Origin of the sequence: Terrirhizobium terrae, assembly GCF_030323265.1 — a bacterium.
Classification (GTDB): Bacteria; Pseudomonadota; Alphaproteobacteria; order Rhizobiales; family Rhizobiaceae; genus Neorhizobium.
In genome coordinates, this window is record NZ_CP104992.1 from 3,438,501 (window position 1) to 3,452,615 (window position 14,115).

General features: G+C 62.3%; 10 protein-coding genes and 1 pseudogene. 5 read left to right on the forward strand and 6 right to left on the reverse strand.

From position 1 onward, the window contains the following. The first annotated feature begins 9 nt into the window (after window positions 1-9). A complete protein-coding gene (locus N7E02_RS24960; RefSeq protein WP_286580332.1) occupies window positions 10-1,194 on the forward strand; it encodes an efflux RND transporter periplasmic adaptor subunit in 1,185 nt (394 codons plus the stop codon). A gap of 133 nt (window positions 1,195-1,327) precedes the next feature. Continuing rightward, a complete protein-coding gene (locus N7E02_RS24965; RefSeq protein ID WP_286580333.1) occupies window positions 1,328-4,582 on the forward strand; it encodes an efflux RND transporter permease subunit in 3,255 nt (1,084 codons plus the stop codon). Here N7E02_RS24965 and N7E02_RS24970 read toward each other — a convergent pair. After that, window positions 4,560-5,331 (reverse strand): annotated as a pseudogene (locus N7E02_RS24970) (SDR family NAD(P)-dependent oxidoreductase). The gene N7E02_RS24965 and the pseudogene N7E02_RS24970 overlap by 23 nt on opposite strands. A 217-nt stretch (window positions 5,332-5,548) precedes the next feature. On the opposite strand from N7E02_RS24970, the gene N7E02_RS24975 reads away from it, so the two are divergent. After that, window positions 5,549-6,163 carry an HAD-IA family hydrolase gene (locus tag N7E02_RS24975; protein ID WP_286584026.1) on the forward strand — a complete coding sequence of 205 codons (615 nt, stop codon included), beginning with the start codon at window positions 5,549-5,551 and terminating at the stop codon, window positions 6,161-6,163. 4 nt (window positions 6,164-6,167) lie between these two features. Here N7E02_RS24975 and N7E02_RS24980 read toward each other — a convergent pair whose 3' ends face one another. Then, window positions 6,168-7,538, reverse strand: a complete 1,371-nt coding sequence (locus tag N7E02_RS24980; protein ID WP_286580335.1) for an APC family permease — start codon at window positions 7,536-7,538, stop codon at window positions 6,168-6,170. A gap of 181 nt (window positions 7,539-7,719) precedes the next feature. On the opposite strand from N7E02_RS24980, the gene N7E02_RS24985 reads away from it, so the two are divergent. Further along, entirely contained in the window at window positions 7,720-8,385 is a 666-nt protein-coding gene (locus N7E02_RS24985; protein WP_286580337.1) for a class I SAM-dependent methyltransferase, read from the forward strand. Here the strand turns inward: N7E02_RS24985 and N7E02_RS24990 are convergent. From N7E02_RS24990 to N7E02_RS25005, 4 genes are all read right to left on the reverse strand, one after another. Then, the gene (locus N7E02_RS24990) at window positions 8,366-8,803 is read right to left on the reverse strand and encodes a YqaA family protein (RefSeq protein WP_286580338.1); all 438 of its coding nucleotides are present in this window, start codon (window positions 8,801-8,803) and stop codon (window positions 8,366-8,368) included. The two genes, N7E02_RS24985 and N7E02_RS24990, sit on opposite strands and share 20 nt — an antisense overlap. A gap of 84 nt (window positions 8,804-8,887) precedes the next feature. Beyond that, window positions 8,888-11,419, reverse strand: a complete 2,532-nt coding sequence (gene secD / locus N7E02_RS24995) for a protein translocase subunit SecD (RefSeq protein ID WP_286580340.1) — start codon at window positions 11,417-11,419, stop codon at window positions 8,888-8,890. Window positions 11,420-11,502: 83 nt separating this feature from the next. Beyond that, the gene (locus N7E02_RS25000; protein WP_286580343.1) at window positions 11,503-11,907 is read right to left on the reverse strand and encodes a hypothetical protein; all 405 of its coding nucleotides are present in this window, start codon (window positions 11,905-11,907) and stop codon (window positions 11,503-11,505) included. Between the two features lie 77 nt (window positions 11,908-11,984). Further along, a complete protein-coding gene (locus tag N7E02_RS25005; RefSeq protein ID WP_353622850.1) occupies window positions 11,985-12,698 on the reverse strand; it encodes an alpha/beta hydrolase in 714 nt (237 codons plus the stop codon). A gap of 236 nt (window positions 12,699-12,934) precedes the next feature. Here N7E02_RS25005 and N7E02_RS25010 point away from each other — a divergent pair, with 236 nt between their 5' ends. Continuing rightward, window positions 12,935-14,101 carry a cysteine desulfurase family protein gene (locus N7E02_RS25010; RefSeq protein WP_286584027.1) on the forward strand — a complete coding sequence of 389 codons (1,167 nt, stop codon included), beginning with the start codon at window positions 12,935-12,937 and terminating at the stop codon, window positions 14,099-14,101. Window positions 14,102-14,115 lie beyond the last annotated feature (14 nt).

Genomic DNA, 14,115 nt, shown 5'->3' on the forward strand with positions numbered 1-14,115 from the left:
GAGAATGACATGACAGTGAAATCCACCCGCTGGGCCCTGTGGGGCGCCGGACTGGCTACGTCTGCGCTTATCGTAGGCGCAACCGCCTATCCCGACATGCCGCAGGGCGCAAATGCAGCGTCCCCGGCAGAAGCCGCAGCCCCTGCCGCCATACCCGTTACCGTGGCTACCATTCAGCCGCGTAACGTCGCCACCTGGCAGGAGTTTTCCGGCCGTCTCGAAGCCGTCGACCGGGTCGAGGTACGTCCTCGCGTTGCCGGCGCAGTTCAGTCGGTCCATTTCCGCGAAGGTGGCCTGGTCAAGGCCGGCGACCTTCTGGTGACGATCGATCCTGAACCCTACAAGGCGGCACTTTCCGAAGCACAGGGCCTCGTGGCCTCGGCTGAAGCAAAGCTCGAATATGCCGAGACGGAACTTGAGCGCGGCCGCACGCTTCTCGCCCGCAACACCATCCCGCAGAGCGATCTGTCCCAGCGCCAGAGCAATCAGCGTGAAGCAGTGGCCAACCTGCAGTCGGCCAAGGCAGGCCTCCGGGTCGCCGAACTGAACCTCGGCTATACGGAAATCCGCGCACCGATCGACGGCCGGGTCGGCAAGATCGAAGTAACGATCGGCAACCTCGTCGCCGCGGGCTCGTCCTCGGTCCCGCTGACGACGCTTGTCTCGTCCGATCCGATCTATGCAAGCTTCGACGCTGGCGAGCAACTTGTCACCCGCACGCTTGCCGAGCTGCCGCTCGACAATGGCCAGCCGGCAATCGAGCATGTGCCGGTCGACATCGCCACGCTCGCTCCCGGAGCCGAGCCCATCAAGGGTCATCTCCAGCTGATCGACAACCAGGTTAATGCCGGAACCGGCACGATCCGGGTGAGGGCGGTGTTCGACAATCCGGGCGGCCGCATGATCCCGGGCCAGTTCGTGCGCGTCCGCATGGGCGAGCCTGAACCGATGAGCCGCATGCTGGTGAGCGAACGCGCACTTGGCAATGACCAGGACAAGAAGTTCGTGCTTGTCGTCGATGATGCCAACAAGGTCACCTATCGCCCGATCGAACTCGGCGAAGCTGTCGATGGCATGAGGATCGTCGAAAAGGGTCTCAACCCTGGCGACCGCGTCATCGTCAACGGCCTCCAGCGTGTTCGCCCCGGCGCCGTGGTCGATCCGCAGGATGAGGCAAAGGTCGCGGCCAAGTAATTGGCCGTTACCTTACACTAGCCGGCCGGGAACCGGCCTCAATGGAAATCACTGATGTACGCCCGTGGCTCCGTGCTGCGGGCGCGAGAGGGCTATTGCCCGTTTCTATTCGCCCAGGAGAGAGGGCTTCAAGATGAACATATCCCGTTTCTTTATCGACCGACCCGTGTTCGCAGGGGTTCTGTCCGTGCTGATCGTCGTCGCCGGCCTTCTGGGGCTGCGCGCATTGCCGATCTCCGAATATCCCAATGTCGTGCCGCCATCGGTGGTCGTGAAGGCGACCTATCCGGGCGCCAACCCGACCGTGATCGCAGAAACCGTCGCCACGCCTCTGGAAGAACAGATCAACGGCGTCGAGGACATGCTCTACATGTCCAGCCAGGCGACGTCGGACGGCGTCATGACGCTGACCGTCACCTTCAAGCTTGGAACGGATCCCGACAAGGCGCAGCAGCTGGTGCAGAACCGCGTGTCGCAGGCGGAACCGAGATTGCCGGAGGAAGTGCGCGCGCTCGGCATCACCACCGTCAAGAGTTCGCCTGACTTCATCATGGTGGTCAACCTCGTCTCGGCGAACGACCGCTATGACCTCACCTATCTGCGCAACTACGCGACGCTGAACATCAAGGACCGGCTTGCCCGCATCGAGGGCGTCGGTCAGGTGCAGATATTCGGTGCCGGCGACTATTCCATGCGTGTCTGGATCGACCCGCAGAAGGCGGCTCAGCTGTCACTGGCTGCCAGCGACATCACCAATGCCGTGCGTGCCCAGAACGTCCAGGCCGCGGCCGGCATCATCGGCGCCTCGCCGTCGGTGCCCGGTGTCGACCTGCAGCTTAACGTCAATGCCCAGGGCCGCCTGACGACGCCGGAGGAGTTCGGCAACATCATCGTCAAGACAGGCGCCAATGGCGAAATCACCCGCCTGCGTGACGTGGCCCGTATTGAGCTCGGCGCTGCCGACTACTCGCTGCGCTCGCTTCTCGATGGCGAGCCTGCCGTGGCCATTCCGGTTCTCCAGGCGCCCGGCTCGAACGCGATCGAGATCGCCGACCAAGTCGTCTCGACCATGGACGAATTGCAGAAGGCCATGCCGGAAGGCGTGAAATACGAGATCGTCTATGACACGACGAAGTTCGTTCGCTCGTCGATCGAAAAGGTCATCGACACGCTTCTGGAAGCAGTCGCTCTCGTCGTTCTCGTCGTCATCATCTTCCTGCAGACCTGGCGCGCCTCGATCATTCCGCTGATCGCGGTTCCGGTCTCCGTCATCGGCACCTTCGCTGTCATGTATGCTTTTGGGTTCTCGATCAACGCGCTGACCCTGTTCGGTCTCGTGCTCGCGATCGGTATCGTCGTTGACGACGCGATCGTGGTCGTGGAGAATGTCGAGCGAAACATCGAGAATGGCCTAAGTCCCCGTGCGGCGACATACAAGGCGATGAGCGAAGTTTCCGGCCCGATCATCGCGATCGCGCTGGTTCTGGTCGCCGTTTTCGTGCCGCTGGCTTTCATTTCGGGTCTGTCGGGCCAGTTCTATCGCCAGTTCGCGCTGACGATCGCCATCTCGACCGTCATCTCGGCGATCAACTCGCTCACCTTGTCGCCCGCGCTGGCCGCTCTGCTCCTGAAGGATCATCATGCTCCGAAGGATTGGCTGACCCGCGGCATGGACAAGGTGCTCGGCTGGTTCTTCCGCGGGTTCAACCGCGGCTTCGGTGCGGCTGCAAACGGCTATGGCCGCTCCGTCGGTGGATTGCTGTCGCGCAAGAGCATCGTCATGGTCATCTACCTCGCCCTTGTCGGCGCGACCTACGGCATGTTCAACACGGTGCCGGGCGGCTTCGTGCCGGCGCAGGACAAGCAGTATCTGATCGGCTTCGCGCAGCTGCCGGATGGCGCAACGCTCGACCGCACGGAAGACGTGATCAAGCGCATGAGCGACATCGCGCTCGAACAGCCGGGCGTCGAACATGCGATCGCCTTCCCGGGCCTGTCGATCAACGGATTCACCATCGGCTCCAACTCCGGCATCGTCTTTGCGGTTCTGGATGATTTCGAAAACCGCAAGACGCCGGAGCTTTCGGGCGGTGCCATCGCGATGGCGCTGAACCAGAAATATGCCGGCATCCAGGATGCCTTCATCGCCATGTTCCCGCCGCCGCCGGTCAACGGTCTCGGCACGACGGGCGGCTTCAAGCTGCAGATCGAGGATCGCGCAGGCTACGGATACAAGACCCTCGACGAAGCCACCAAGGCCGTCATGGCGAAGGCTGCCGCGGCGCCGGAGCTGACGGGTGTCTTCTCCAGCTTCCAGATCAACGTGCCGCAGCTCTATGCCGATCTGGATCGTGCTCGTGCCGAACAGCTGGGTGTCTCCGTCACCGACGTCTTCGAAACGCTTCAGATCTATCTGGGATCGCTCTACGTGAACGATTTCAACGCCTTCGGTCGCACCTACAGCGTCCGTGTGCAGGCAGATGCGCAGTATCGTGCCAAGGCCGAGGATATCGGCAAGCTGAAGGTGCGTTCGCAGTCGGGTGAGATGATCCCGCTGTCCGCACTGCTTAAGGTCGATGCCTCGGCTGGCCCCGAACGGACGACCCGTTACAACGGCTTCCTGTCGTCGGATATCAGCGGTGCGCCGGCGCCGGGCTTCTCCTCCGGTCAGGCGGAGGCTGCGATCACCAAGATCCTGGCCGAGACCCTGCCGTCGGGCGTCGAATTCGAATGGACCGACCTGACCTATCAGCAGATCCTCGCGGGCAATTCGAGCATCATCGTCTTCCCGCTGGCTCTGCTGCTGGTCTACCTCGTGCTCGCCGCCCAATATGAAAGCCTGACATTGCCGATCGCGATCATCATGATCGTCCCGATGGGCGTGCTGGCGGCACTGACCGGCGTCTGGCTGACGGGAGGTGACAACAACATCTTCACCCAGATCGGGTTGGTGGTGTTAGTGGGGCTATCGGCGAAGAACGCCATCCTGATCGTCGAATTCGCCCGCGAACTCGAGTTTGCAGGACGCAAGCCCTTCGAGGCTGCGGTCGAGGCGAGCCGGTTGCGTCTGCGCCCGATCCTGATGACGTCGATGGCGTTCATCATGGGCGTCGTGCCGCTGGTCATCTCGACAGGTGCCGGTGCCGAGATGCGTGCCGCCATGGGCGTGGCCGTCTTCTCCGGCATGATCGGCGTCACCTTCTTCGGCATCTTCATGACGCCGGTCTTCTACGTGCTGGCGCGACTGCTGACGGGCAACCGCCCGCTCACGCATCACGGCAGCGAGGTTGCGCCCGCTCTTCTCCAGCGGAATAGGGCGCAAGGCCGCGCGGGTGTTTCCCGGCCCGCGCGGCACTCTCCTTTTCTCACAATGCACCGCCGTCGATGATCAGCGTCTGAGCTGTCATGGCGGCGGACGCATTTGAAGCGAGGAAAAGGCATGGGCCGATAAGGTCCGTCCCGTCGAGATTCCTGTTTAAGGCACTGCCGGTCGATCATCGCCGCCATGCCTTCGTCGGTCAGCCACAGGCGCTTCTGACGCTCCGTCACGATCATCCCCGGCAGGATGGCATTGGCCCTTATCCCATCCGGTCCGAGGGCGCCCGCAAGGCTCTTCGTCAGCCCGATGATGGCTGCCTTGGCCGTGGTATAGGCCGGCATGCCGCCCATGTTGAGCAGGTAGGAGATCGACGAGAAATTGACGATCGATCCATGGCCGTGCTCCCTCATGAAGGGCGCTGCGGCCTGAGACACGAAGAACATCTGTTTCAGGTTGATCCCCTGGCTCCTGTCCCAATAATCTTCCGTAACGTCCTCTAGGTTATGCCGGTCATCCCAACCCGCATTGTTGACCAGCACGGTGAGCGAACCCAACCCCGCCGCAGCGTTTCTTACAGCCGCCTGGGCCTGGGCAATGTCGGAGAGATCGGCGCGAAAGAAGCGCGGCGCATGCCTGGCATCCGATGCCAGCCTGTCGACCAGCGCGCGACTCGGCTCTTCGGCGATATCGATGAATGCGACCTTCGCTCCCTGCCTGGCGAATCCCTCGACGAGATCGGCGCCGATGCCCGAGCCTCCGCCGGTGATGAGCACGCCTGAATCTTCAAGATCGGCATGCCTTACGGATGGGTATGTCAAATGCTCCTCCCAATGCACCAATTCCGCTTGAGAATTTATTGTGGTGATTGAAAAAGTCACTCGAAGGTTTGCGCCTGCTGATCTTGCGGGTTAGTCATGCACACCGCCCTTTGCCACTCGTTCCGAGAGGATCCCCTTGTCGTCTTCGTCTTCCGCAAGCCCCGTCATTTCGAGCAGGATTTTGCCGACAAAAGATTATGCCGCCTTCCTGTTCGACATGGACGGCACGATCCTGACATCGACCGCCGCCGCCGAACGCGTATGGGGGCGCTGGGCCGCCGAGATGGGGCTGGACGTCGAAGCCTTCCTGCCGACCATGCACGGCCGCCGTGGCATCGATACGATCACCGATCTCAACCTTCCCGGTGTCGACCCGGTCGTCGAGGCTGAAAAGATCCTGCAGGGTGAGATCGACGACGTCGAAGGCGTGGTCGCGCTCGGTGGTGCCGCCGAATTCCTCGCAAGCCTGCCGCAGGAGCGCTGGGCGATCGTCACCTCGTCGCCACTGGAACTCGCCAAGGCACGTCTTGCCGCCGCCGGCATCCCCATTCCGAAATATCTGGTCTCTGCCGAGGACGTGACGATCGGCAAGCCAAACCCCCAGGGCTATCGTCTAGGTGCCGAGCGTCTTGGCGCGAAGCCTGAGGATGTCCTGGTTTTCGAGGATGTCGTTGCCGGTATCAAGGCGGGCGAGGCGGCGGGCGCCGAGGTGATGGTCATCACCGCGACCCACAGCCATCCGGTCGAAGGCGGCCAGTACCGTATGGCCGATTACCAAACCGTCGCCGCACAGATTGGTGGCGACGGCCGTTTGTCGATCCGCAGCAAATAGTAGATCAGGCCGACTGGTTTGCGGTCTTCATGAACTGAACGGTCGCGAACCAGAGCACTGTGCCGAGAACGATAAGGGCGCCGGCGATCACATATTGCACCGGATCGCGGCCGGTCCACGGGCCTGCCAGGAAAGCGCAGGAGACCGCGCCGAGGACCGGCAGGATCGTCGGCGTGCGAAAATGCTTGTGCTCGACCTTGTCCTTGCGCAGCACCAGAACCGACACGTTCACGATGGCGAAGACGCAGAGCAGCAGCAGTGCCGTGGTGCCGCCGAGCGCCTTTACGCCGCCGGCAAAGACGATCAGAGCCACTGCCAGAAGCGATGTGAAGATGATCGCCACATAGGGCGTGCGCCGGCCGGCATGCACCTTGCCGAGCACTTGAGGCAGGACGTTCTGGCGGGCCATGCCGTAAAGCAGGCGGCTTGCCATCATCATGTTGATCAGCGCCGAATTGGCGACTGCGAACATGGTGATGATGGCAAAGACGCCGATCGGGAAGCCCGGTGCGCCGGCCTGGATGACCTTCAGCAGCGGCGTCTCGCCTTCGCCCAGTTCATTGGCCGGAACCAGCGTGATCGCCGAGATCGCAACCAGAATGTAGATCAGGCCGGTAATGAGGAGGCCGCCCAGCAGCACCTTCGGGAAGATCTTGCTCGGTTTCTTGCATTCCTCGGCCATGTTGACGGAGTCTTCGAAGCCGACCATGGCGAAGAAGGCGAGGGTGGTTGCCGCAATCACCGGCCAGAAGGTACCGCTGCCTTCCGGCGTCGTGAAGGTCCATGCGCGCGAGACGTCGCCCTGACCGCCCATGATCGCCCAGAAACCGATACCGATGATGATGAGAAGACCCGTCAGTTCGACGACGGTGAGAACCACGTTCATCTTCACACTCTCGCCGACGCCGCGAAAATTGATGGCGGCAACCAGCGCGATGAAGCCGACTGCGATCAGTGGAACCCCCATGGCGCCGAGATCAAGACCAAGCGATGTGGAGAAATTAGCAGCGAAGGCGCGTGAAGCCGTTGCGGCAGAGGTGATGCCCGAGGACATCACGGCGAAGGCGACGAGAAATGTGACGAAGTGGATGCCGAAAGCCTTGTGCGTGTAGAGCGCCGCACCCGCCGCCTGCGGGTATTTCGTCACCAGTTCCAGATAGCTGCAGGCCGTCAGCAGCGCGACGATGAAGGCGATGAGGAAGGGCAGCCAGACGACGCCGCCGACCTCGGCTGCGACCTGTCCGGTGAGTGCATAAATGCCGGTTCCGAGAATGTCACCGACAATGAAGAGAAGCAGCAGGCCGGGTCCCATGACCCGCTTCAGCTCGCCTTCCTTCTCGTCGCCAAGCTTGGCTGGATCGATCGTTTTCTCCATTGCGGCTCCTCCACATGCAGCTATGTGAACGCGTCAATGGCGGTCAGGCCTCAATTGTTCCAACTGTAACGGGCGTTTACGGCAGGGTGCCATCATTTTGCAACAATTAGGTCACGCCATTGTACTCCCCGCGCGGGCGCACCATCTGTTGCCCGCTGCCCCGAAGACGGAGAGGTTCTCTATGCGCTGGTTCTGCTCTCACTGTGAAACTGTCGCCTTGGCCGATGGTCCTGATCTTGTCGCGGCAGATACGGGCAGGTCCGACGTCTGGCATTTCCTCCGGTCCTGGGCGAGCAACCCGTTGCGCGTCGGCGCCGTCGCGGCTTCTGGCGAGACGCTGGCCCGTTTGATCACCCGTGAAATCGACAGCGATGCGGGACAGGTCATCGAACTCGGGCCGGGGACAGGCGTCTTCACGCGGGCGCTGCTCGCCAATGGCGTTGCCGAACACGATCTGACGCTGATCGAATATGGCGAGGAATTCATGCCCGCTCTGACGCGCCGCTTCCCCAAGGCGCGCGTCATGCAGCTGGATGCCTCCAGGCTTCGCAAGGCTGGCGTTCTTGAGGGAGCCGTGGCCGGCGCAGCCGTCAGCGGCCTGCCTCTCCTATCTATGTCGCCGCGCAAGCAGACGGCGATCCTCGCGGGCGTATTCGCCTATCTGCGGCCCGGGGCGTCCCTCTACCAGTTCACCTATGGACCGCGCTGCCCGGTGCCGCGCCGCATTCTCGATAGGCTGGGGCTCAAGGCCGTTCGCGTCGGCGGCACGGTGCGCAACATCCCACCGGCCGCGGTCTACCGCATCTCGCGACGCCGCCCGTTCGATTTCAGCTCAGGTTCAGAGTAATCCAGGCAAGCACGACGTAACGCAGTGCCTTGCCGATGAAGACCAGTATCAGAAAGGTCGGCAGAGGCTCGCGCATCACGCCGGCGGCAACCGTCAGTGCGTCGCCACCGATCGGCAGCCAGCTCAACAGCAATGACCATTTGCCGTAACGGCCATACCACCGCTGCGCGCGCTCCAACTGCTGCGGCTTGACCGGAAACCATCGCTTGTCTTTGAAACGTTCGACGCCGCGTCCGAGCAGCCAGTTCGTCGCCGCTCCCAGCGTATTGCCGACCGAAGCCGTCAGCAGCAATGCCGCGACCGAATAATCGCCGGTCAGGATCAGCCCGACCAGAATCGCTTCCGACTGCATCGGAAAGAGGGTCGCCGCAATGAAAGCCGCCGAGAAAAGCCCGGCATAGGCTGCGATATCGAACATCGGTCCGGGTTTCTTTCTCCATAAAACCGCTCACAAAAAAGGGCGGAGTGGATCCGCCCTTTTTCTATCTGTCCATCAGATGGCCTAGGCCTTGCTGATGCCCTTGGTATCATCCGACACCGCGTCTTCAGCCGGCTTCTGTGCCTGGTGACGGGTGCGCCAGTCGCCGAGGAAGAGCAGGATCGGGGCTGCGATGAAGACCGACGAAAGAGCCGCGACCGCGATGCCGAAGACCATCGGGATGGCGAAGCTCGATACGGCGCTGCCGCCCCAGATTGCCATCGGCAGCATGCAGAGGAATGCCGTTGCGGACGTGTAGAGGCTTCGTGCCAGCGTTTCGTTGATCGACAGGTCGATCAGGTCACGCAGCGGCATCTTCTTGTAGATACGCATGTTTTCGCGCATGCGGTCATAGACCACGACCTTGTCGTTCACCGAATAGCCGACAAGTGTCAGCACGGCGGCGATGGCGGTCAGGTTGAAGTCGAGGCCGGCGATCGCAAAGAAGCCGACGGTCTTGGTGATGTCGAGGATCAGGGTCACGATCGCGCCGACCGCGAACGGCCATTCGAAGCGGACCCAGATGTAGATCATCATCGCGATGGAGGCCAGGAAGAGCGACAGGAAGCCGGCGATGGCGAGCTCTCCCGAAACCTTCGGGCCGACGACTTCTGTCCGCTCGACCTTGGCGGTCTGGTCGATCTTGGTGACTTCTGCCTTCAGCTTCTCGACCGCAGCAGTCTGTGCTTCTTCGCCGCCGGCCTGGCGCTCGACGCGCACGAGAACGCGGTTATGCGCACCGAATTCCTGCAGGCCGATTTCGCCGAGGCCGAGCTCGTTCAGGCCGGCACGGAAGGCGGCCAGATCGGTCTCGTTCTGAGTGGTGACTTCCATCTGGATGCCGCCACGGAAGTCGACGCCGTAGTTCAGGCCGGGCTTGAAGAACAGGAAGACCGAGGCGATCGACAGGACAACCGAGACGCCGATGCCGACGAAACGGCCGCGCATGAAGCGGATCTTCGTGCCATCCGGGACGAGGTTGATCGGCAGAAGCGGCTTGATCTCGATCTTCTTCAGCTTGCGGCGGGCGGTGATGGCGATCATGGCAACGCGCACGACCGAGACGGCGGTGAACATCGAGATCATGATGCCGAGGCCCATCGTCACGGCAAAGCCGCGGACCGGGCCGGAGCCGAACCAGAAGAGAAGCACGGTTGCGATAAGCGCGGTGACGTTGGAGTCGACGATGGTCGAATAGGCGCGGGAGAAGCCCGCGTCGATGGCGGCAAAGGCACTCTTGCCCTTGCGGGTTTCTTCCTTGATGCGCTCGTTGATGAGAACGTTGGCGTCGACGGCGAGGCCGATACCGAGCACGACACCGGCGATGCCGGGCAGTGTCAGTGTCGAGCCGACCAGCGTCAGGCCTGCGAATGTCAGGATGACGTTGATGAGCAGCGCGGTGTTGGCGAGGATGCCCCAGAACCCGTAGAGGAAGAACATGAAGCCGACAACCAGCAGGAAGCCGATGAAGCCGGTGAAGATACCCATTTCGATGGCGTCCGAACCAAGGTCGGCGCCGACGGTGCGTTCTTCGATGACGGTCAGCTTGGCCGGCAGCGAGCCGGCACGCAGCAGGGCGGCCAGCGTCGATGTCTGCTGAGGCGTGAAGTCACCGGAGATCTGGCCGGAACCGCCGGTGATCGGCGTCTGGATGACCGGCGCGCTCAGCACTTTGTTGTCGAGCACGATGGCGAAGGGACGGCCGACATTGGCGGTGGTGATCTGAGCAAAGCGCGTCGCACCGGCGCTGTCGAATCTGAAGGAGACGATCGGCCGCTGGGTCTGCTGTTCGAAGGCGGCACGGGCATCCGTCAGGCGGTCGCCGGAAAGCTCGACGCGATCAAGAACCGGATATTCCTGGCCACGCTCGTCAGGAATCATGGTGACGCCGGGCTCACCGGGGTTGCCGAGCAGATGGAAGCTCATCTTCGCGGTCGAACCGAGAAGTTGGCGAAGACGGGACGGATCCTGTTCGCCGGGCAGCTGCACGAGGACGCGGTCTCCACCGACGCGCTGGATCGTCGGCTCGGCAACGCCGACCTGGTCGACACGCTGGCGGATGATCTCGAGGCTCTGCTCGACGGCAGCCGTGATATGGGCATTGATGCCCGCGTCGGTCTGGGCGATCGAAATCGAGTTTTCGCTCGGCGTCGTGATCTCCAGGTCAGTTCCGCCGACCGTGCCGAAGCCGACCGGGTTGGCGAGCGTCTGCAACTCGGTCACGGCTGCGTCGCGCTGCGCGGGGTCACGCAGGGTAACGAGGATGGCATCGCCCGCACGGCGGATCGCCGAGGTATTGATGTTCTTGTCGCGCAGGACGCGGCGGGTATCCTGGGTCAGGCTCTGGATGCGCTCGTTGATCAGGTCGGCGCGATCGACTTCGAGCACGAGGTGCGAACCGCCCCTCAGGTCGAGACCGAGCGATACCCGGCTATGCGGCAGCCAGGACGGCACGCGGTCGAGTGCCGACTGCGGAAGCACGTTCGGCAGGGCGACCAGAATGCCGAAAAAGATGATGAGGGCATAAGTCCCCACCAGCCACGGTGAATTTCTCATTGTTCAAATCCTGTTGGGCCCCGACCGATGCTCGGATCGTGATGGCCATCAAATTTCATGCTGCCAGGCAACACATGCCTTGATCAGGCGACAAGCGGTGGGGCACGGGGCAGGGCGCCCGGCCAGTTGATGCGCTTGACGAAAGGGCGCCGATAATCGAGAGCCCGGGCGGCCGCGTAGTGATGCGTCGCAATTTGGAAGAATGCCGGCGGCGGCAGGCCGTCATCGGTGGCGATATGGCCGCCGGAATTGTCCCTGCGCTCGGCAATGGTGACAGCGCGCAGGCTGTCGCGTTTTGTCAGCGTCGGAGATCTGTCGGACCGATCGTCGACCGGACGGGCTGCTGCAGCAAGATCCACATTGCGTGGAGCGCCGGCGAGCAGGCCGAAGAGAGCGATGAGGAATGCGGCGGCGAGAACCGGCAGGCGCGCGAGATCGCTCTGCGCGCGGTGTCCCTTTTTCCGTTTTGGTAGCGGCAATACCGCCATCCGCATCGACTCCGGATATTAGAGTGTCCGAATTGTCCTCGGATGACGCCGCCTTCTAAAGGAGAGCGTCATCCCGGTCAACAAAACGAGCCATCAAAGAGGCGCGAGGCGCTTAGCGGATCCGCTTTGCGGCGGGTTCCGGCACCAGTTCGCCGTTCAGGCGACGGTCGAGATAGTCCTCGCATTCTCCCATCAGCGTTTCGACCTGGCCGTTGAAGAAGTGGTTGGCGTTCTCCACGGTCTTGTGCGTGATCAGAATGCCCTTCTGCGTCTTCAGCTTCTCGACGAGGCCGTTCACGTCCTTCTCGGGCGCAACCTTGTCCGAGATCACCGTTGATGATCAGGCCGGAGGACGGGCAGGGGGCGAGGAAGGAGAAGTCGTAGGTGTTCGGCTGCGGCGCGATCGACATGAAGCCTTCGATTTCCGGACGGCGCATCAGAAGCTGCATGCCGATCCAGGCGCCGAAGGAATAGCCGGCGACCCAACAGCTCTTCGAATCGGGATGCAGGCTCTGAACCCAGTCGAGCGCCGACGCCGCATCCGAAAGCTCGCCCGCGCCATGGTCGAATTCGCCCTGGCTGCGCCCGATGCCGCGGAAGTTGAACCGCAGCGTCGTGAAGCCGCGCTTCTGGAACATGTAGAAGAGCTGGTAGACGATCTGGTTGTTCATCGTGCCGCCGAACTGCGGGTGCGGGTGCAGGATGATCGCGATCGGGGCGCTCTTTTCCTGGGACGGCTGGTAGCGTCCTTCCAGGCGGCCGGCTGGGCCGTTGAAAATCACTTCGGGCATCGGTACTCCGGTCAATCGTGTCCGGTTCCAACCTGTTCATCATGTCGGGTTTGACTTGACGAACTCGCTCAGCTTTTCTAGAACTCAGTTTAGAACCATTCGAAATTGGGCATGCAGGCGCATTGCCCGTTGCGAAGTCTCTTAAGGCAAGCCCGGTCGAAATTTCAAGGAAAATGCGGCTTGGGGCGGCTTGCCTTTGATGATGTGCTAATTTGGAACGAAAGCGCGATCAGGCAATGGCGTTGCAGCGGACATATCTGGATTGGAATGCGACTGCTCCCTTGTCGGAGCCGGCTCGTATTGCCATGCTGGATGCGCTAGCTCTGCCTGGCAACGCTTCCTCCGTGCATGCGGAGGGCCGCTCGGCCCGCACAGGCGTGGAAAAGGCGCGACGTCAGGTCGCCGCTCTGGTCGGCGCCGAACCCGCGCACGTCACCTTTACCAGCGGCGCGACGGAAGCCGCCAACCATGTTCTGACGCCGGACTACCGCATGGGCCGCGCGCCCGTTGCGATCGGCCATCTTTACGTCTCCGCGATCGAGCATCCGGCAATCCGCGAGGGTGGACGATTTGCTGCCGAAAACGTGACCGAAGTGCCGGTGACATCATTCGGGACGTTGGATCTGTCCGCCTTGGAAGATCTGCTCGCTCGTCACGACCAGGCATCCGGTATGCCGATGGTTGCGGTCATGCTCGTCAACAATGAAACCGGCATCGTCCAGCCGGTCGCGGAAGCGGCGGCGCTTGCGCACAAATATCGCGGGCTGATGGTCGTCGATGCAGTTCAGGCCGCCGGCCGTTTACCGCTCGACATCGGCGCCTTGGACGCGGATTTCCTGATCATCTCGTCTCACAAGATCGGTGGTCCCAAGGGCGTCGGTGCCCTGATTTCCCGGGGCGAGGTGCTGATGCCGAAGCCGCTCATCCGTGGTGGCGGGCAGGAAAAAGGTCACCGTTCGGGGACGGAGAATTTTCACGCGATCATAGGCTTCGGCGCGGCTGCTGATGTAATGTCTCAGGATATCGAGATGCGCATCGGCCGAATCGGCGCTCTGCGCGATCGCCTGGAGCGGTCGATGAAGGATGTCGCCCCCGACGTCGTCATTTATGGCGATGAGTTGTCGCGGGTCGCCAATACCAGCTTTTTCACTCTGCCCGGATTGAAGGGCGAGACCGGCCAGATCGCATTCGATCTGGAAGGCGTTGCGCTTTCGGCCGGTTCCGCATGCTCGTCCGGCAAGGTCGGCCAGAGCCATGTTCTGACCGCGATGGGCCGCGATCCGGATGTCGGTGCGCTGCGCATCTCGCTCGGACCGGATACGACCGAAATGGATATCGACAAGGCGATCGCCGCCTTCGGAAAGATTGCCCAGCGCCGCAAGGCGCCGGGTCAGGCCGCGTAGGCGGCGCCAAATTT

Coding starts and splice junctions, on each gene's coding strand:
- N7E02_RS24960 (WP_286580332.1), top strand. CDS start 10: ATGACAGTGAAATCCACCCGCTGGGCCCTGTGGGGCGCCGGACTGGCT.
- N7E02_RS24965 (WP_286580333.1), top strand. CDS start 1,328: ATGAACATATCCCGTTTCTTTATCGACCGACCCGTGTTCGCAGGGGTT.
- N7E02_RS24975 (WP_286584026.1), top strand. CDS start 5,549: ATGGACGGCACGATCCTGACATCGACCGCCGCCGCCGAACGCGTATGG.
- N7E02_RS24980 (WP_286580335.1), bottom strand. CDS start 7,538: ATGGAGAAAACGATCGATCCAGCCAAGCTTGGCGACGAGAAGGAAGGC.
- N7E02_RS24985 (WP_286580337.1), top strand. CDS start 7,720: ATGCGCTGGTTCTGCTCTCACTGTGAAACTGTCGCCTTGGCCGATGGT.
- N7E02_RS24990 (WP_286580338.1), bottom strand. CDS start 8,803: ATGTTCGATATCGCAGCCTATGCCGGGCTTTTCTCGGCGGCTTTCATT.
- secD (WP_286580340.1), bottom strand. CDS start 11,419: ATGAGAAATTCACCGTGGCTGGTGGGGACTTATGCCCTCATCATCTTT.
- N7E02_RS25000 (WP_286580343.1), bottom strand. CDS start 11,907: ATGGCGGTATTGCCGCTACCAAAACGGAAAAAGGGACACCGCGCGCAG.
- N7E02_RS25005 (WP_353622850.1), bottom strand. CDS start 12,698: ATGCCCGAAGTGATTTTCAACGGCCCAGCCGGCCGCCTGGAAGGACGC.
- N7E02_RS25010 (WP_286584027.1), top strand. CDS start 12,935: ATGGCGTTGCAGCGGACATATCTGGATTGGAATGCGACTGCTCCCTTG.